This window comes from Serratia sp. K1WW1, assembly GCF_055790865.1.
Window position 1 is genome coordinate 3,805,251 of the sequence record NZ_CM147697.1, and the last position, 19,254, is coordinate 3,824,504.

The following is a 19,254-nucleotide window of genomic DNA, read 5'->3' on the forward strand; positions in this document are numbered from 1 at the left end:
TACAACGGTTGGTCATGGCCGATTAATACCAACAAAGGGACATGTTATGAACTCCTTGAGTCATCTATTAGTAAGAAACCGTAGCTGGGCAACAGAACAGCAATGGCGGGACCCGAGTTACTTCTCACAGCTTGCAAAATCTCAGCACCCTGAAATTCTATGGATAGGCTGCTCTGACAGTCGAGTCCCTGCTGAAACTATCGTGCGTGCACAACCCGGCGAGCTATTTGTCCATCGTAATATTGCCAATATGGTCGAAGAACAAGATGATAATTTGATGAGTGTGGTGCAATACGCCGTGGAACATCTTGGTGTAAGCAGCATCGTCATTTGCGGGCATGACGGCTGCGGTGGGATCCAGTCAGCTTTAAGTACCCAAAATGTTCCAGTAAAAGACTCATTAACACGCCGTCTTGCATCTCTGCGCTTCTCTCTGGCCCCCCATCTGGTCACTCTAAAACCGCCCGAAAATGAAGAAACTGAGCATTTGAAAAAGGCCGTGTATACCAACGTACAGGTACAACTGCATAAACTCAGTAAAACCACCATCATCCAGAGAGCCTGGCAGCAGAATAAAGCATTGACGCTATTCGGCTGTATTTACGATATGCACACGGGATTCCTTAATGTACTGACCCAATACCCCGACGACGGAGTAATGCCATGAAATACGCCAATTTGCGCTTTGATCTTCCGGCTGGGTTAGTCGTATTTCTGGTGGCTCTGCCACTGTGTCTGGGGATCGCACAAGCCAGTGGAGTCCCCCCCGTCGTGGGTTTACTGACTGGGGTCATCGGAGGGCTCCTTGTCACACTACTCAGCCCGTCCCCTTTTTCCGTTAGCGGGCCTGCGGCCGGGTTGGTCACTATTGTCACCAGCGCAATCGTTTCCCTGGGCGATTTTTCAACCTTCTTGTTCGCGTTGCTACTGTCAGGAATATTTCAATTTGTCTTTGGGATGCTACGCAGTGGCAAATTGGCGGCACTGATCCCCAGTGCGGTGATCCACGGTATGTTGGCAGGTATTGGCATCTTGCTTATTTTACAGCAGTTACCACTGGCTATGGGATACCCTGTAGGTCATGGGCTGAGCGAAGAAATCACTTTGCAGCAACTACAGGCAGACATTACCCCGGCAGCCATAATAGTCAGCATCGGGGCGCTACTGCTTATCAAAATCTGGGGGAGCTCTTCTGTTAAGCAGCGCCTGTGGCTTTCCGCATTACCGGGCCCGCTGATTGCCGTATTATGGGGATGCTTATTTGTCTGGCTCACACAGCGCTTGTCACCCGGGCTGGCAAACCTGGCACGCATTGAATTGCCTGCGCTGACAAGTGTGGAAGCATTACAATCTCAACTCTCTTTTCCTAACTGGCAAGCTTGGCGTAATCCTGCGGTCTATGTGATAGCCATTACCATTGCCATCGTCGGCAGTTTGGAAACGCTGCTCAGCCAGGAGGCATTGAAGAAAATTGCCCCCATGACGCCAGAACCGAGCGCCGATCAAGAGCTGCGTGCGCAAGGGGCCGGTAATATGCTAAGTGGCCTGATAGGGGGCTTACCTATTACCTCGGTGATAGTAAGAAGTTCTGCCAACGTACAGGCCGGTGCGCAAAGTCGCCTGTCAATCCTCATCCATGGGATATTATTACTGTTCAGTGCGGTTCTATTTACAGATTTACTTAACAATATTCCCTTGGCTAGTTTAGCGGCAATTTTGATTTATACTGGCTTTAAGCTGGCACATCCAAAAATCATCTTATCGCTATGGCGGCAAGGCCTACAACAATTTATCCCCTTCAACGCCACTCTGTTCGGTATTTTATTTCTCGGTATGTTAGAAGGGATCGCCCTTGGACTCGTTGTACAACTGGTAGGGAGTTTGTATCAAAGCAACCGCAACGCCCTGCGATTGACGCATTACGACAATCACTACTTAATCAAATGTCAGCAAAACCTGACCTTTCTGAACAAGATGCGATTAAAACATTTATTGGGGCAAATCAAGCCGGATAGCGAAGTGATCATCGATTGTGAAGGTATCGACTATCTGGATGACGATATTCGCGAAATGCTCAATGAGTACCGATATAGTGCAGCTAAAAGAGGGATAAACATTAACCTGCACTTATCGGAAAATATCTTGGTACGCAATATCAATTAATCGCTGACCAAGTGAAAGAGCGGTATTTCATCTTCAGGCTGCGGCCAACGGGGTGTGGTGATGGTCGGGCTTCTTCAGCAGCATCATCAAATAAACCAACGCCACCCCCGCAATCATCACAAACAGCAACCGATCAGAGTAGCTCTGCATCAGCATCGACGTCATCGCGGGCCCTAGCAAGCTACCGACGGTATAGCTCATCAACAATGTCTGGTTCATCGCCACCAACTGATGCGGCAGCACCTTTTCGCAGGCCCAGGACATCGCCACCGGGTATAAGGTAAAGCCAGCACAGCCCAGAATAAACAGCGCCGGAGCCATTGCATAGTTACCCAGCATCGCGATGCTGGCAAGGATCACCACGAACACCTGAATGCGCAGCACCAGTAGGCGGCCATAGCGATCGGCCAAACGCCCTACAGGCCACTGACCCACGATGCCGGAACTGACCAGCAGCGCCATCCAGTAACCCACGTTGGCATCACTCATCCCCTGATGGTTTAAATACAGCGGCATCAGGCCATACAGCGAGCCCAGCACGATCCCCGAGATAATACAGCCGTTGATGCCCAACCGGGCGTCACGACGTTTAAACATCTGCCAGATAGAGGCCTGCTGCGGCTCGTCATCCTGGTGATTCACCCGCGCAAACAGCATCGGCAGCATGGCGGCCATCACAACGGCGGTCACCCACGGCACCACATCCAGCAGCTCGGTTGAAACACTGCTTAGCAGCAACTGCCCCGCAACCGTACCGAGATAGTAAACTATCATATACGCCGCCAACAGTTGGCCACGGTTACTCAAATTACCGCTGCGCAACAGCGCGCTTTCAACGATCACCCAAATCCAGGCACACCCTACCCCGGCAAAGAAGCGCCAGCCGATCCAGCTCCAGAAGTCCAGCGATAGCACCATACCCACGGTAGCGAAGGCAAAGACCAGACAGGCAAGATGATAGCTGCGGGTAAAGCCAATCCGCTTGATCAGTTTGCCCGCCACCAGCGTTCCCAACAGATTCCCGGTAAAGTAAGACGAACTGACCACCCCCACTTGCCAGGTTGGCAATTGAGCATGGGTTAACCAGAGGGGAACCAAAGTGTTCAAAACGGCGATGGAAACCGTAAGCAGCAATAGGCCGCAGAGCAACATAAGCACTGGGCGAGAATATGCGGACATAGTGAAATTGAAACCGAACAGACAGAGTAGAGTGCGCGCATCATGCCACTGGCGATAAAAAAGTCAATCGGCGGTTAACGGGCGATCGCACAATATGTTTAACAACGGGTTAAAACTGGCTTTATAGCTGTTCCGGCAACGATTTTTCACCTGAGGCGGCCAGGGAAATATGCCCATGAAAGCAAGATAGCTTGCACAGCCCGCAGCCATTACACAGCGTATCGTCACACTGCAATTGGCGGGCACCGTTTTCAGAAAGCTGGAAGGATAAAGCCTGTTGCGGGCAGTTGATGGTACACATCCGGCAGCTGTCTTGCCGCCCCAGGCAGCTATGGCTGATTTGTGGGCGCAGCAGCGTGTCGCAGGGCATTTTGTCACGCAGCGCCCCGGTTTGGCAGGCGGTGGTGCATTTGCGGCAGACGTCACACTCGGTGAAATCGATGCTCAATACCGGCTTGCTTTGCTCGAGGTTCAATAAACCGTACGGGCAACTGCTCACGCAGCCGCCACAGCCGTTGCACAACGCACTGAACAACGCCTCCGGCAAAGCCTGAGGTGGACGAGCCACCGCAGGCAATGTCACAGAGGGGGCTTCCCGCTCCGGCAAGGCTTTACTACGATCCAGCCAACCAGTCAGCAACCGGCGGCGGCTATTGCCTTGCGCAGATAACTGCTGGTCGTTGTTCATTAGAAATACAGCTCCAGGCTCGGCACCGGTGACGGGCACTCTTCCGCCCAGGCTGCCAGCGTGATTTGTGCCAGCTGAGCCACACCTTGATAGAACGGATGTCCGGCATGTTGCTGCAGCAGCTCCAGATAACGCGGTGCCCACGGAAGAATGTGCAGCGCAATCAGCCCGGAAATCATTTTGTGCTGCTTCTCTTCGGCCAACCAGGCCGCCATCATCAGCAAAGTGCCAATATGATCTTCCGGCTCATTCTGGTCGCGCTGGGCTTCGATACCGTTCACCCGCAGCCATTGGCGCAGGCGCAGCGTCGAATCACCAAACAGCACGCTCTCTCTATCCAGATAGACCGAACCCCAAGGAGGAGCAACCAGCGTATGTGGGCCAACAAACAGGCGTTGATAAGCTTCTGACAGCGTCTCTGGCTGGTTTCCAGTCAAACCTTCGGCAATCAGGGCTGCTGCCTCTTGGGCGCCTTCATAAGGCCATTCGGTCAACCACTGCGGGTCGGCCAGGGAGTCCAGTAAAGGCTGGCACTCTTTGCTTTCCGGTGGGGCATACAATAAAACACCTAGCACACGGCCAGTCAGGGCAATTTTTTCAAGCATCATAACTTGGGGCTTCTCCAGGGGCGCAGCCAGGCCGCGCCCAGATTAACGTTAGCCAGCCACGGCCATGCCAACGGTCATATGCAGGCCGTAGAACACGCCACGGCCAATCAACTCACCGGCAAAGACTAACACAAAGCCCAAGGTCAACCCCATTACACTGGCGTTACCACGGCGCAACTGCGGGCAAATCCAGCAACCCAGGCCGAGAACCAGCAATACCAGCCGCCATACCATCAGTTGACCGTATTCCGGGATCAGCGCCGACGCCTGCTGTACCGAGCTGCTGATGGTCGCCAACTCACTGCCCTGTAACAGCGCCGAGCACAGGCTAAGCAACAGCGCCAGCACGCTGATCATCATCAGTTGACCACGGCCAGCCACTTGCAGACCGGCGGCCCGCAGCAGCAACACGCCCAACAGCGGCCCGCCGATAAACACCGACAGGAAGAAGTTCAGCGTGGTGTAACCGTTATGCCAGGTTGGTACGGTATCGATCTGATAGACACGCGTCATGGCGTAGACAAACAGCAGGCCTAGCACCATGGTGAGCACCAGCCAGGCTTTACCCAGCGCCGGCGGCATTTTTTTCAACACGGCCAGCAGCCAATAGAGGCCACCAACCGCAAAGAATACCGAACCGCTGGCGATCTCATTACTCAACGCCGACTCACCGATGCGATTGAGCGAGTTAAAGGCCCTGATCGGCGTCCCCAGGTGCATCACGGAGGCGATAAAGGCGATCCCCATCAGCAACCACAGGAAAAACATAGAACCGTGTACCGCCTTGCTCTGGCGATCGGTCAGATTACCGGCGATCAACGCCAGCCCCATTACGATGACGCCGCCCACCACAAACTGCCCTAATACGGTGAACACCATCAGCGGCCATTCATGCCATCCCGTTCCCATTTTAAACCTCCTTCGGATTAGCCAGATGGCCGGTAGTGTCACCACTCGGGCGGCTGTTGGCGTTAGGTTTCAGTACGATACACGGTTTGGTGAAATGCGCGGCCGGTAACGGTGCCACTTGCGCCAGGGTGCCATGTTGTTTACGCAGTTCGTCGATCGGGCCAAAGTCCAGGGCACGCAGCGGGCAGGACTCGACACAAATCGGCTTTTGGCCAACGGCGACGCGCTCGTAGCAGCCATCGCACTTGGTCATGTGGCCTTTCGCTTCGTTGTACTGCGGTGCGCCGTATGGGCAAGCCATATGGCAGTAGCGGCAACCGATACATATCTCTTCGTTCACCACCACAAAGCCGTCTTCCCGCTTGTGCATGGCGCCGCTTGGGCACACTTTGGTACAGGCCGGGTCTTCGCAGTGGTTACAGGCGATCGACAGGTAATAGGCAAACACGTTCTGGTGCCAGCTATCGCCGTCCTGCTGCCAGTCGCCCCCGGCATACTCATAGATACGGCGGAAGCTGACGTCCGGGGTCAGGTTTTTATAGTCTTTGCAGGCCAGCTCGCAGGTTTTGCAGCCGGTGCAACGACTTGAATCAATGTAGAATCCATATTGCGTAGTCATCAGCTACTCCTTAAAGTTTGGCGACCTGGACCAGATTGGTGTGAGAAGGATTGCCCTTGGCCAGCGGCGACGGGCGCTGGGTGGTCAAGACGTTGATACTGCCAGCATGATCGATACGGCTACCATCTGGCGCATACCAGGCTCCTTCGCCCATAGCTACCACGCCCGGCAACATGCGCGGCGTCACCTTGGCATTAATACGTACCTCACCCCGATCGTTGTAAATGCGGATCAGGTCGCCATTGGCTATGCCGCGGGATCGCGCATCAATCGGGTTGATCCACATCTCCTGGCGGCAAGCGGCCTTCAGCACGTCGACGTTGCCGTAGGTAGAGTGGGTTCTGGCCTTGTAGTGGAAACCGGTCATCTGCAATGGATACTTGCCGCTTAACGGATCGTCGAGGCTTTCGAAACCGGCCGCATACACCGGCAGCGGATCGATAACGTCGTCCTTGGATAATTCCCAAGTCGCTGCCAGCTCCGCCAGTTGGGCAGAATAGATCTCGATCTTGCCTGAAGGCGTTTTCAGTGGATTCGCCTGCGGATCGGCCCGGAATGCTTTGTAAGCCACATGGTGACCATCAGGATCGCGCTGCTTGAAGATCCCTTGCTTGAGGAACTGTTCAAACTCCGGTAGCGCCGGAATGGCTTCGCGGGATTGCTGATAAAGGTGACGCAGCCACTCTTCCTGAGTCCGCCCCTCGGTGAAGGCCTGCTCAACCCCCATACGCCGGGCGATCTCGCTGGTCATTTCATAAATGTTCTTACATTCAAACTGCGGCTTGATCGCCTGATCGGCGAAGATGACGTAGCCCATATTGCCGCTTGAGGCATCCAGACAGAAGTCCATCTGCTCAGAGGCGGTGCAATCTGGCAGCACCAGATCGGCATATTTCGCCGACGAGGTCATGTGGTTATCGATCACCACGATCATCTCGCACTTCTTCTCGTCTTGCAGAATGTCATGGGTACGGTTGATTTCTGAGTGCTGGTTGATCAGACAGTTACTGGCATAGTTCCAGATAAACTTGATCGGCACGTCCAGCTTGTCCTTGCCCTGCACGCCGTCACGCTTGGCGGTCATTTCCGGCCCACGCAGAATGGCATCGGTCCACATGAACATGGAGATGCTGGTTTTAACCGGATTCTCCAAGGTCGGCATCCGAACAAACGGCAGGCCGTAGGAACCTTCGCGCGCCCCCGTGTTACCGCCATGGATCCCGACGTTACCGGTGAGGATCGGCAACATGGCGATGGCGCGTGAGGTCAATTCACCGTTGGCATGGCGTTGCGGCCCCCAACCTTGGGAAATGAACGCCGGTTTGGTACTGCCAATTTCGCGCGCCAGTTTGACGATGCGGTCGGCCGGGATACCGGTAATTTTTGAGGCCCAGGCAGGCGTTTTCTCAATGCCGTCTTCACCTTGGCCCAGGATATAAGCCTTATAGTGCCCATTAGCTGGAGCCCCCGCAGGTAAGGTTTTTTCGTCGTAACCCACGCAGTATTTATCCAGGAACGGCTGATCGACCAAGTTCTCGCTGATTAACACATGCGCCAACCCGGCAACCAGTGCCGCATCGGTGCCAGGGCGAATCGGGATCCACTCGTCTTCCCTACCGGCAGCGGTATCGGTGTAGCGAGGATCGATCACAATCATGCGCGCATTCGAACGCTCACGCGCCTGCTCCAGCAGGTAGGTGACCCCGCCGCCGCTCATGCGGGTTTCGCCAGGGTTGTTGCCGAACAGCACCACCAGCTTGCTGTTTTCGATGTCCGTCGGGCTGTTACCGTCAGCCCAACCGCCGTAGGTATAATTCAGCCCCATGGCGATCTGCGCGGTGCTGTAGTCACCATAGTGGTTCAGATAGCCGCCGCAGCAGTTCATCAGGCGCGCGATCAACGTAGAACCCGGTGGCCAGGAGCGGGTTATGGTGCCCCCCAAGGTGCCGGTGCCGTAGTTCAAATAGATGGCTTCATTGCCATAGTCTTTGATGATGCGCTTCATATTGTCAGCGATCAGCGTGTAGGCTTCATCCCAGCTTATCTGCTTGAATTTTCCTTCGCCCCGCTTGCCCACGCGGAGCATGGGGTACTTCAGGCGGTCCGGATTATACACGCGGCGGCGCATTGAGCGCCCACGCAGGCAGGCACGAACCTGATGTAACTCTTGGTACTCGTCGTTGCCAGTATTATCCGTTTCGACATATTTGATCATACCGTCGACCACATGCATCCGCAGCGGGCAACGGCTACCGCAGTTTACCGTACAAGCACTCCACACCACTTTTTCTTCGGGTTTGGCAAGGGCGGATGTCGGGGCGGTTTCAGCGTTGGCACGACGGCTGAAAGGCAGGGAAACGCCACCAACGGCAAGGGCAAGCCCGCCAATGGCACTGTTTTTGACCAGCTTTCGCCTGGAACACTGAAAGCCGGTTAGAGGTTTTTTGGGGGACTCGCTCATAATATTTCGCTCTGGGTTGCTTCAATCAGCCAGGGGTATGGCTACAGGAAAATCTGCAATCAACTACGCAGACCGGTTTAAATGGCAGGTAATGATTTTTTTATTTTGACCTGCTCTAGGTGGAACTATCCTCCGAAAGGGGTAGTTCCACCTTGTTCACAATCAATAAATAGTTGATATCACTGCCATTATTGATAATGATTATTATTTCATAGCTTTTCGATCTCGATCAGGTTGGTATGCTGCGGGTTACCTTTCGCCAGCGGCGATGGCCGGTGGGTGGTAAGCGTATTCATGCAGGCACCGTGATCGATACGATCGCCGTTCATGTTGGCCTGATGCCATGCTCCTTGCCCCATCGCTACCACGCCCGGCATGATACGCGGCGTCACCTTGGCGGCCACGCGAACTTCGCCACGGCCATTGAATACCCGCACCGTTTCTCCGCTGACAATGCCGCGCTGGCTGGCATCCAGCGGGTTGATCCAGACTTCCTGCGGGCAAGCCGCCTGCAGCACATCGATATTGCCGTAGCTGGAGTGGGTCCGGGCCTTATAGTGAAAACCGAACATTTGCAGCGGGTAGGTGTTACGCAACGGGTCATCCCAACCTTCAAAGGTTGAGGCGTAGACCGGCAGCGGGCTGATGGTTTCGTCCTTCTCCAGCTCCCAACTGCTGGCAATCTCTGCCAACTTGGCCGAATAGATCTCGATCTTGCCTGAAGGCGTTTTCAACGGGTTGGCTGCGGGATCGTCACGGAATTTTTTATAGGCCACAAAGTGCCCATTGGGATCTTTACGCTTGTAGATCCCCATGCTGCGCAAGGCTTCATAGGACGGCAACTGCGGGTCCTTCTCCAGCATCTTGGCGTACAGGTATTGCAGCCACTGCTCCTGGGTGCGCCCTTCGGTGAATTTCTGGTGTACCTCAGGCCCAAGGCGGCGCGCCACCTCGCTCATCACTTCATAGACGGGTTTACGCTCAAACTTGGCAGAGGTGGCCGGCTGGATAAAAATCAGGTAGCCCATATTGCCGGCGTAGTCGTTCGGGATGATGTCCTCCTGCTCGACCGTCATCAGGTCCGGCAGCAGAATATCGGCGTATTTCGCCGAGGAGGTCATAAAGTTTTCCAACACCACGATCATTTCACACTGGGAGTCATCCTGCAGAATGTCGTGGGTTTTGTTGATATCGGAGTGCTGGTTGGTAATGGTGTTACCGGCATAGTTCCAGATAAACTTGATCGGCACGTCCAACTTGTCTTTGCCGCGTACCCCATCACGTTTGGCGGTCATTTCCGGGCCGCGGGCGATGGCATCGGTCCAGCTGAAGCAGGAAATCTGCGTTTTTACCGGATTTTCCAGCACCGGCATCCGCTCTATGGTGATGGTGTAGGTTGATTCACGCGCGCCGCTGTTACCGCCGTTGATCCCTACGTTGCCGGTCAGGATCGGCAGCATGGCAATAGCCCGCGAGGTGAGCTCACCATTTGCCTGGCGCTGTGGCCCCCAACCTTGCGAGATATAGGCCGGTTTGGTACTGCCAATCTCACGTGCCAGCTTGATGATACGCTCGGCCGGAATGCCGGTGATCTGCGATGCCCACTGTGGGGTCTTCTCAACGTCGTCCTCGCCCTGCCCCAGGATATAGGCCTTGTAATGGCCGTTGGCAGGTGCACCGGCGGGTAAGGTTTTTTCATCGTAACCCACGCAATAGTTATCCAGGAACGGTTGGTCGACCAAATCCTCGCTGATCAACACATGCGCCAATCCGGCGACCAGTGCGGCATCTGTACCAGGCCGGATTGGGATCCACTCATCTTCTCGCCCTGCGGCCGTATCCGTATAACGCGGATCGATGACGATCATGCGCGCGTTAGAACGTTCCCGCGCCTGCTCCAGGAAGTAGGTGATGCCACCGCCGCTCATGCGGGTTTCCGCCGGATTGTTGCCGAACAGCACCACCAGCTTGCTGTTTTCGATATCAGAGGTGCTGTTACCTTCATTGCTGCCGTAGGTATAAGGCATGGCGCAGGCGATCTGGGCGGTACTGTAGGTGCCATAGTGGCTGAGAAAACCGCCGTAACAGTTCATCAGACGGGCGACCAGCGAGGCATAGGGTGAAGAACGGGTAATATTGCCGCCGACAATGCCGGAGGTGTAGTTGATGTAAACCGCTTCATTGCCGTATTTGGCGACGATACGTTGCAGGCTGGCGGCGATTTCGCTGTAAGCCTCTTCCCAACTGATGCGTTTGAATTTGCCTTCACCACGTTTGCCGACGCGTTTCATCGGGTAATTCAGACGTTCCGGATGGTTCATGCGCCGACGCATGGAGCGGCCACGCAGACAGGCGCGCACCTGGTGGTTACCGTAAACATCGTCGCCCGTGTTGTCGGTTTCCACCCAGTAAACTTCATCATCGCGCACGTGTAGCCGCAAGGCACAGCGGCTGCCACAGTTAACCGAGCAGGCTCCCCACACCACTTTATCCTGCGGCACGGGGGGTTGCACCGCGGTGCCGACCGTTTCTGCCACGGCATGACGGCTAAAAGGCAACGAAAAACCGCCAGCAGCCAGGGTCAAACCCGCTACCGTGCCGGATTTCATTAGCGTACGGCGGCTGATACCGTTGGATGATGTTGCAGATTTTTGCTTCGACATAGCTCACTCCAGGTTTTGCCCGAACAGCGGGAAAAGTCATGCCTTGGTCGGCAGAGACAGGAGGAAGCTGAATTAGCGCTGAGTGGTTTGGTGTGGAAAACGATCCCCCCTCCATAGGTAAGGATATTACTCATTAGGGGGTAGTAAACTTTGTCTGCTATCAATAAATAGTGCTTTCATTCGTAAATTAAATTTATTCATACGAAAAAAAGCGCCCGTAGGCGCTTTCGATACAACATTTCGCAACCACCGTGAGGTGGATTAACCGATATATTCCAGGCCGCCCATATAAGGACGCAATACTTCTGGCACCTGAATACGGCCATCGGCCTGCTGGTAGTTTTCCAGCACGGCGACCAGAGTACGGCCTACGGCCAAACCAGAGCCGTTCAGCGTGTGCACCAGGCGTGGCTTCTTCTCGATCTTGCTGCGGCAACGAGCCTGCATACGACGAGCCTGGAAATCTCCCATGTTGGAGCAGGAAGAGATCTCGCGATAGGTATTCTGCGCAGGCAGCCACACTTCCAGATCGTAGGTTTTGCAGGAACCAAAACCGATATCACCGGTGCACAGCAGCACTTTGCGATATGGCAGGTTCAGCAGCTGCAGCACTTTCTCCGCATGGCCGGTCAACTCTTCCAGCGCATTCATCGAGTCTTCCGGGCGCACGATCTGGACCATTTCGACCTTGTCGAACTGGTGCATACGGATCAGGCCACGGGTGTCACGCCCGTAAGAACCGGCTTCTGAACGGAAGCATGGCGTATGCGCGGTCATCTTCAGCGGCAGATCTTCTTCATCGAGGATCTCGTCACGCACCAGGTTGGTGACTGGCACTTCCGCAGTTGGGATCAGCGCATAGTTGCTGCTTTCTGATTCTTCTTCCAGCGGTTTGGTATGGAACAGATCTTCACCAAACTTCGGCAACTGGCCAGTACCGTACAGCGTGGCATGGTTCACCAGGTACGGAACGTAGGTTTCCAGATAGCCGTGTTGTTCCGTGTGCAGATCCAGCATGAACTGGGCCAGCGCACGGTGCATACGAGCCATTTGGCCTTTCATTACCACAAAGCGCGCACCGGTCAGTTTCACCGCCGCGGCAAAGTCCAGCCCACCGGCCATTTCGCCCAGCTCAACGTGATCGCGTACCGGGAAATCGTACTGACGCGGTTCGCCCCAGCGGCAGATTTCCAGGTTTTCGCTATCGTCTTTGCCATCCGGCACCGCATCGTCCGGCACGTTCGGCATCACCAACGCGTAATCACGGATCTCGTTCTGCAGCTTATCCAGTGCGGCCTTGGCAGCATCCAGCTTGTCACCCAGTTCGTTCACTTCGCGACGCAGTGGCTCGATATCTTCACCGCGCGCTTTGGCCGCGCCGATGGATTTCGATCGGGAGTTACGTTCTGCCTGCAGTGTTTCAGTTTCTACCTGCAGAACCTTACGGCGCTCTTCTTGAGAACGCAGCAGATCCAGATCGAGTTTAAAGCCTCTGCGAGCCAGTTTTACGGCGACTGCGTCTAGCTCATTACGCAGCAGATTGGGATCGAGCATGCTAATCCTGTGCTTGTTGTTATTGAAAGAGAAATTGTGTTTTATGCCGCAACGGTATAGCCGCATAAAAGAAGTGTGATACCCGCTAACCTTACCGCAACGGCAACGCTAGCGGTAGCGTTTTGTCTGGCTATTTTGATCCTGCTCAGCGAGCCATGCCAACTTTTCACCGATTTTGCCTTCCAGCCCGCGCGAGGTTGGATGATAGTAGCGCGTGGTGGCCATTTCCGCCGGGAAATAGCTCTCTCCGGCCGCGTAGGCGTTGGGTTCGTCATGGGCATAACGGTATTCTGCGCCCAGCCCCATTTCTTTCATCAGCTTGGTCGGTGCGTTACGCAGATGCTCCGGCACGTCATAGTCTGCCATCTCTTTGGCATCACGCATGGCGGCTTTAAAAGCGGTATAGACGGCGTTGCTTTTTGGCGCACAGGCCAGATAAACGATCGCCTGTGCGATTGCGCGTTCCCCTTCCGCAGGGCCTACGCGGGTGAAGCAATCCCAGGCGGCAATGGCCACCTGCATTCCGCGTGGATCGGCGTTGCCAACGTCTTCAGAGGCAATGGCCAACAGACGGCGCGCCACATATAGCGGATCGCCACCAGCAGTAATAATACGTGCATACCAGTACAAGGCGGCATCCGGTGCCGAGCCACGCACGGATTTATGCAGCGCTGAAATCAGATCGTAATAGCGATCGCCTTTGTTATCGAAGCGCGCGCTGCGTTCACCGGAGACTTCTTTGAGCAGCTCCGGGGTTAATACCCGCATGCCTTTGCCGTCGATTTCCGCCATATCGGCCATCATCTCCAGGCTGTTCAAGGCGCGGCGGGCATCGCCACCTACCAGTTCCGACAGCATGCGCTTGGTTTCCGGCGGCAACTCGATGTTTTGATCGCCAAAACCCCGTGCCTTGTCTTCCATGGCCTGATCCAGCACCTGGCTGATGTCATCCACCGTCAGCGCTTTGAGCAGATAAACCCGCGCGCGGGACAGCAACGCCGAGTTCAGCTCAAAGGAGGGGTTTTCCGTAGTGGCGCCGATAAAGGTAATGGTGCCGTCTTCGATATGTGGCAGGAAGGCATCCTGCTGGCTTTTATTGAAGCGGTGGACTTCGTCAACAAACAGGATGGTGCGGCGGCCCGCATCGCGGTTTTGCCGGGCGCGCTCGATAGCTTCGCGGATCTCCTTGATGCCGGAGGTTACCGCTGAGATGCGCTCAACATCGGCCCGGCCATAGCGGCCAATCAACTCTGCCAGCGTCGTTTTCCCGGTTCCCGGCGGCCCCCACAGGATCATAGAGTGCAACTGCCCAGCCTCGATGGCGCGTGGCAACGGCTTGCCCGGGGCCAGCAAATGCTGCTGGCCAATGTATTGTGCCAACGTGGTTGGCCGCATACGCGCGGCCAGTGGCTGGAACTCATTGTGGGAAAAATCGAGTGACATGTTGCTCACGTAGACCTCTACTTCCGCTGGTCGTCCAGCGTCACCCCCTTCGGCGGGGTAAATTTGAATTTGGCAGCATCAACGCTGCTGCTCTGCTGGCTCTTCAGCTGATAAGCGCTGCGCTGGCCATCTTGCTCAACCGCAGCAAAGCTCTTGATGGTGCCACTATTGGTCACGGTGATGGCAAACTGCTTCAGATTACCGCTGCTGGCCTTTGGCGTCAGTTCGAAATCATCACCTTTCTGCTTCACGTTGTACTTTTTCCAGTCGTTAGCATCGTTACGGGTGATCAGCATAAAGGGCGTATTGCCGGTGGCGTTCTTCAGCCAGGTAGCCGTCACCTGCTCGACGAACGGGTTGTAGAACCACAGGGTCTCACCGTCCGAAACCAGTACGCTCTCATCCGGCGAGGTCATGTGCCAGTTGAACAGATTGGGGCGTTTTACCCATAACTCGCCTTCCCCTTGCTGCACTGCAGCGCCGTCGCTACTGGTGACCGATTGGGAGAAGCTGGCATGGAAACTGTTTACTTTCGCCAGACGACTTTGCAAATCTTGCGCAGCATCTGCCAACACGGAAGTAGACGCGAATCCCGAAAGCAGACAACAAGCCATCAACAGTTTTTTCATTATTTCAGCTACCTTATGAAATGCGTTTACCGCAAGCTGGGTCAATATAACCCTGAACACCTCCACTCTACCCGAAGCACTTGGCCGACAGCCAGAGCACGATTCCGATAAAGCAGGGGTTTACGCTTCTTTGCACAAGGGCCGCTTTGCGGCCCTTTTATTATGGTGACAGCGCCTGATGGCAATCAGTCATGCCGCGGCGGGGCGAGCACCTCACGGTTACCGTTATGCCCCTGCTCGCTGACAATGCCCTGCGCTTCCATCTGTTCGATGATACGCGCGGCGCGGTTGTAGCCGATACGGAACTGACGCTGTACACCGGAAATAGAGGCGCGGCGTTTATCCACCACAAACTCGACCGCCTGATCGAACAGCGGATCCAGCTCTTCGTCACCGTCCAGACCACCGCCTGCGCCACCCTCACCGTCTTCACCGGCGCTGAGAATGCCCTCTTTATACTGCGGCCGCTCACGCGCTTTCCAGTCTTTGACCACGGCATGAACTTCCTGATCGCGGACAAACGCCCCGTGCACACGCACCGGTATTGAAGAGTTCGGTGCCAGATACAGCATGTCACCCATCCCCAGCAAGGATTCCGCTCCGCCCTGATCGAGAATGGTGCGGGAGTCGATCTTGCTCGATACGGTAAAGGCGATACGCGTCGGGATGTTGGCCTTGATCAAACCGGTGATCACGTCCACCGAAGGACGCTGAGTTGCCAGCACCAGGTGGATCCCCGCAGCACGCGCTTTCTGTGCCAGGCGGGCGATCAGCTCTTCAACCTTTTTGCCCACCGTCATGATCAGATCGGCAAATTCATCCACCATCACCACGATGTACGGCTCTTTTTCCAACACCGGCGGCGTGATATCCATGCTGTCGCTTGGCTTCCAGAACGGATCCGGGATTGGCCGGCCCATCGCCTCGGCCTGATCGACCCGCTCGTTGTAGCCTGCCAGGTTACGAACCCCCAGGGCAGACATCAGCTTATAGCGGCGCTCCATCTCGGCCACGCACCAACGCAACGCATTGGCGGCGTCTTTCATGTCGGTAACCACATCGGTCAGCAGGTGTGGGATGCCTTCGTAGACCGACAGTTCCAGCATTTTCGGGTCGATCATGATAAAGCGCACTTCTTTCGGCGTGGCCTTATACAGGATACTGAGGATCATGGCGTTGACCCCGACCGACTTACCGGAACCGGTGGTACCGGCCACCAGCAGATGCGGCATTTTAGCCAGATCGGCGACCACCGGCTGACCCGCGATATCTTTACCCAATACGATCGCCAGAGGCGATGGATTGTCGCGGAAGGCTGGGCAATCCAGCACTTCGCGCAGATACACGGTTTGCCGTTTGACGTTCGGCAGTTCCAGACCGACGTATGGCTTACCCGGGATCACCTCCACCACACGCACGGCGGAAGTTGACAATGAACGGGCCAGATCGCGCGACAGGTTGGAGATACGCGCGGCCTTGACGCCAGGAGCCAAATCCAGTTCGAAGCGGGTAATGACCGGGCCAGGCAGAATATCGACCACGTCGGCCTTGACGCGGTAATCCGCCAGGCTGGCTTCCACCAGCCGCGCTTTCTGTTCCAACGCAAAGGTATCGACCGGTTCGACCTCTTTCGGGGCCTCGGTCAACAGATCCAGCGTTGGCAGTGGCGTAGTCGGTTTCTGCAGCGGCATATCATTACGCATCAGGAATGGATGGATCAGGCTGTCCATCGCAGGTGCTGGCGGTTGCTGCTGAACGGGTGGCTGATAAGTCTGTTGCGGCTGGTAACCAGGTGCAGGGTTAGATTGCGGACGCGGTGCCTGATAAGCGGGCACCTCAGGCTCAAACTGCCCGAACGGCACGTCGTCTTCCAACTCGCTTTCCAGCTCGATGTTATCCTCAAGCTGTGGCGAGAGGGTAAACAGCGGCTCGGTTGGGCCGTCATCCACCAGATCCGCCATCGGTGAGAAACTGTAGGCCTGGCGGGTATCCACCGGGCGAGTCACCGGAGCCGGTTCTGGTTCAGGCTGCGGCTCTTCTACGCCATAGCGTGCCTGTTGTTGCGCGGCAAATGCCTGGCCGAGCTCGGCCTCACGCTGCGCATCTTCGTCATCTTGTTGTTCTTGCGAATACTCTTCGCCATAGCGCTGGCTTTGCTGTTCGGCAAAGGCTTGACGCAGTGCAGCTTCTTGCAGGACTTCATCTTCTTCCTGCGGGTTGCTGAACGGTTGTGGCTGAGGTTCATCCCCACGGTTGCGCTGCTCCTGCTCCGCGATCCGCTGCGAAGGCAGCTTGATACCGTAGGAGGCCAGCTCGCGCCGGGTTGGAATACGCACCGGATTTGGCCGTGGCAGTTCCGGGCCGATGCCCTGCTTGATCTGCGAGCTCGCATCACTGGTGGCAGTAAACGCAGGCATGAAGGTGTTGTTCACCGCGCCGGCGGTTGCTGCGGCTGCGGCAACCGCCGCTGGCTTCACTACCTCTCTGGCGCTGAAACCCGTCGAGCCAATGACATCGTCGCTATCCCGCTGAGCCGCAGAGAAATCAAACGGTGACGGCTCTGGTTTTGGCGTAACGGGGGTCTGCCAGTCACCCAGGCGCGGCTCATGTTCCTCACGATAAGGCTCCGTTACGCGCGTCGTTCTCGGTGCCGGGGTCTCTTCTGGCAGTTCAAACGAATACAGCGGCGGCGTGTCTTGTGGTTGCGCAGGGGTTAATGGGTGCTGATTGATGGAAGCAGGCACTGCCGGGGCCACGGTGACCGGAGCCTGAACGGCCGCTTTCGGCATGACCGGGATATCGGTAACGACCGGCGCTGGCTCGGCAAGCGGGAGGTCATCATCGCTGGCACGCAACCCACTCAATAAAGGATCTGCGGCATCTTGCGCTTCTTCTTCGGCGGTTTCGGTCACGGAAGAGGCAGAGAACAACGCGTCGTCCTCATCTACTGCCATAGCAGCAGGTGCCACAGGTTGGCCGCTTTCTTCGCGATCGTCGAACACGATATCGTCATCGTCGTGATAGCGGTCTTCACGGCGTGAACGGTTAGTCATAAAGGTAGCGGCGCCCAGCACGACACCACCAATTTTTTCCGCAATCACCAGCCATGACCAACCGGTGAACAGGGTCAGCCCCACCGCCCAAATGCCGAGCAGCGCCAAAGTGGCGCCAATGCCGTTAAACCACGGCAACATGGCATTGCTTAGCAGGCTGCCAATCACCCCGCCGGAAGCGAAGTAATAGAGATCGTCAACGTTCAACGCCGCCAGGCCACACGAGGTAAGCACCAGCGCCAATGTGCCGATCAAACGTAACGAGAGCCCAAAGAAATCGACATAATCGCCGTTATCGCGCCGACGGTAACCAGACAGGCACAACACCAGCATAATCGGTGGGATCGCATAGGCAAGGACCCCAAAGGTGAAGAACAACGTGTCGGCCAACCATGCGCCTACCCCACCGCCCAGATTGTGGATAGGCTCATGCCAGGCAGTTTGCGACCAACTAGGATCGGAAGGATTGAAACTGACCAACGCAGCCATAAGGTAAACGGCAAAAATTGCCACCACGATCAACACAGCCTCGAGCAAACGCCGCCCACTGCTGAGTTTTTTCAGGGTAACTTCTTTATCTTCTGTGTATTCCTGGCTCAAGAAAGGCACTCCAGGTTCCTGTTGACGGATAGAGTAACGGCGCCGAGAAGTTTCCCCGGCGCCAAAACTGTATGAATAAACAGGAGTGTAACGAATTTAATCAGGTTTTGCACCTGCACCTTACCGTGTTTTGATAACCAGACGGTTACTCTGTTTGACTTCTTCCATCACGACGTAAGTACGGGTGTCATTAACCCCCGGTAAACGCAACAGAGTTTCGCCCAACAGCTTACGATAAGCTGACATATCTGGCACACGGGTTTTCAACAGATAGTCGAAATCACCGGAAACCAGATGACACTCCTGAATTTCTTCAAGTTTTTGCACCGCAGAGTTGAATTGCTCAAACACATCCGGCGCACCGCGGTTCAACGTGATTTCCACGAAGACCAGCAGGGAAGCATCCAGATAATGCGGGTTAAGCAATGCGGTATACCCATGAATAAAGCCTTGACGCTCAAGACGGCGCACACGCTCCAAACAAGGGGTTGGGGATAACCCCACGCGCTTTGAAAGCTCGACGTTCGAAATACGCCCATCCTTCTGCAACTCATTGAGGATGTTGCGATCGATACGGTCGAGATCTTTACCCGGGCGTTTTTTAGTATCTACCATTATTATTGTCTCTCTTATGTTCTTCCCTGCACTTGCCACACCCTAGCCAACGTCAATGTGCAAGGATTTG

General features: G+C 55.5%; 14 protein-coding genes. 2 read left to right on the top strand and 12 right to left on the bottom strand.

Going from position 1 to position 19,254, the window contains the following annotated elements; genetic code table 11:
• The first annotated feature begins 46 nt into the window (after positions 1-46).
• Positions 47-667 (top strand): carbonic anhydrase, encoded by a 621-nt coding sequence (locus ACX9GU_RS17240; RefSeq protein ID WP_473192335.1) that lies wholly within the window; start codon positions 47-49, stop codon positions 665-667.
• Positions 664-2,163 carry a SulP family inorganic anion transporter gene (locus ACX9GU_RS17245; protein ID WP_473192336.1) on the top strand — a complete coding sequence of 500 codons (1,500 nt, stop codon included), beginning with the start codon at positions 664-666 and terminating at the stop codon, positions 2,161-2,163. Before ACX9GU_RS17240 ends, ACX9GU_RS17245 begins: the two co-directional genes overlap by 4 nt.
• A 33-nt stretch (positions 2,164-2,196) precedes the next feature.
• Here the strand turns inward: ACX9GU_RS17245 and ACX9GU_RS17250 are convergent, their stop codons facing one another.
• From ACX9GU_RS17250 to lrp, 12 genes are all read right to left on the bottom strand, one after another.
• Entirely contained in the window at positions 2,197-3,342 is a 1,146-nt protein-coding gene (locus ACX9GU_RS17250) for an MFS transporter (protein ID WP_473192337.1), read from the bottom strand.
• A gap of 121 nt (positions 3,343-3,463) precedes the next feature.
• Positions 3,464-4,030 (bottom strand): ferredoxin-type protein NapF, encoded by a 567-nt coding sequence (napF, locus tag ACX9GU_RS17255; protein WP_473192338.1) that lies wholly within the window; start codon positions 4,028-4,030, stop codon positions 3,464-3,466.
• Entirely contained in the window at positions 4,030-4,638 is a 609-nt protein-coding gene (gene dmsD, locus ACX9GU_RS17260) for a Tat proofreading chaperone DmsD (RefSeq protein WP_021804934.1), read from the bottom strand. Before dmsD ends, napF begins: the two co-directional genes overlap by 1 nt.
• Positions 4,639-4,686: 48 nt before the next feature.
• On the bottom strand, positions 4,687-5,547 hold the full coding sequence (locus ACX9GU_RS17265; protein WP_046808140.1) for a DmsC/YnfH family molybdoenzyme membrane anchor subunit: 861 nt from the start codon (positions 5,545-5,547) through the stop codon (positions 4,687-4,689).
• Position 5,548: 1 nt separating this feature from the next.
• On the bottom strand, positions 5,549-6,166 hold the full coding sequence (locus ACX9GU_RS17270; protein ID WP_021804936.1) for a DMSO/selenate family reductase complex B subunit: 618 nt from the start codon (positions 6,164-6,166) through the stop codon (positions 5,549-5,551).
• Positions 6,167-6,176: 10 nt separating this feature from the next.
• On the bottom strand, positions 6,177-8,627 hold the full coding sequence (gene dmsA / locus ACX9GU_RS17275; protein WP_473192339.1) for a dimethylsulfoxide reductase subunit A: 2,451 nt from the start codon (positions 8,625-8,627) through the stop codon (positions 6,177-6,179).
• Positions 8,628-8,836: 209 nt separating this feature from the next.
• On the bottom strand, positions 8,837-11,290 hold the full coding sequence (ynfE, locus tag ACX9GU_RS17280; protein ID WP_473192340.1) for a selenate/tellurate reductase subunit YnfE: 2,454 nt from the start codon (positions 11,288-11,290) through the stop codon (positions 8,837-8,839).
• A 261-nt stretch (positions 11,291-11,551) separates the two neighbouring features.
• Entirely contained in the window at positions 11,552-12,844 is a 1,293-nt protein-coding gene (gene serS / locus ACX9GU_RS17285; RefSeq protein WP_473192341.1) for a serine--tRNA ligase, read from the bottom strand.
• 108 nt (positions 12,845-12,952) lie between these two features.
• Positions 12,953-14,296 carry a replication-associated recombination protein A gene (locus tag ACX9GU_RS17290; RefSeq protein ID WP_473192342.1) on the bottom strand — a complete coding sequence of 448 codons (1,344 nt, stop codon included), beginning with the start codon at positions 14,294-14,296 and terminating at the stop codon, positions 12,953-12,955.
• A gap of 8 nt (positions 14,297-14,304) precedes the next feature.
• On the bottom strand, positions 14,305-14,916 hold the full coding sequence (gene lolA, locus ACX9GU_RS17295) for an outer membrane lipoprotein periplasmic chaperone LolA (RefSeq protein WP_325980586.1): 612 nt from the start codon (positions 14,914-14,916) through the stop codon (positions 14,305-14,307).
• Positions 14,917-15,101: 185 nt separating this feature from the next.
• Positions 15,102-18,569, bottom strand: coding sequence for a DNA translocase FtsK 4TM domain-containing protein (locus tag ACX9GU_RS17300; protein WP_473192343.1), 3,468 nt, complete (start codon positions 18,567-18,569; stop codon positions 15,102-15,104).
• Positions 18,570-18,689: 120 nt separating this feature from the next.
• Complete coding sequence (gene lrp, locus ACX9GU_RS17305; protein WP_021804943.1) at positions 18,690-19,184, bottom strand: leucine-responsive transcriptional regulator Lrp; 495 nt, start codon at positions 19,182-19,184, stop codon at positions 18,690-18,692.
• Between the last annotated feature and the right edge of the window lie 70 nt (positions 19,185-19,254).

Bases quoted from the DNA above. Each gene is read 5' to 3' on its own strand.
- lrp (WP_021804943.1), bottom strand. From the start codon at position 19,184: ATGGTAGATACTAAAAAACGCCCGGGTAAAGATCTCGACCGTATCGAT.
- dmsA (WP_473192339.1), bottom strand. From the start codon at position 8,627: ATGAGCGAGTCCCCCAAAAAACCTCTAACCGGCTTTCAGTGTTCCAGG.
- ynfE (WP_473192340.1), bottom strand. From the start codon at position 11,290: ATGTCGAAGCAAAAATCTGCAACATCATCCAACGGTATCAGCCGCCGT.
- napF (WP_473192338.1), bottom strand. From the start codon at position 4,030: ATGAACAACGACCAGCAGTTATCTGCGCAAGGCAATAGCCGCCGCCGG.
- dmsD (WP_021804934.1), bottom strand. From the start codon at position 4,638: ATGATGCTTGAAAAAATTGCCCTGACTGGCCGTGTGCTAGGTGTTTTA.
- ACX9GU_RS17265 (WP_046808140.1), bottom strand. From the start codon at position 5,547: ATGGGAACGGGATGGCATGAATGGCCGCTGATGGTGTTCACCGTATTA.
- lolA (WP_325980586.1), bottom strand. From the start codon at position 14,916: ATGAAAAAACTGTTGATGGCTTGTTGTCTGCTTTCGGGATTCGCGTCT.
- ACX9GU_RS17250 (WP_473192337.1), bottom strand. From the start codon at position 3,342: ATGTCCGCATATTCTCGCCCAGTGCTTATGTTGCTCTGCGGCCTATTG.
- ACX9GU_RS17270 (WP_021804936.1), bottom strand. From the start codon at position 6,166: ATGACTACGCAATATGGATTCTACATTGATTCAAGTCGTTGCACCGGC.
- ACX9GU_RS17245 (WP_473192336.1), top strand. From the start codon at position 664: ATGAAATACGCCAATTTGCGCTTTGATCTTCCGGCTGGGTTAGTCGTA.
- ACX9GU_RS17240 (WP_473192335.1), top strand. From the start codon at position 47: ATGAACTCCTTGAGTCATCTATTAGTAAGAAACCGTAGCTGGGCAACA.
- serS (WP_473192341.1), bottom strand. From the start codon at position 12,844: ATGCTCGATCCCAATCTGCTGCGTAATGAGCTAGACGCAGTCGCCGTA.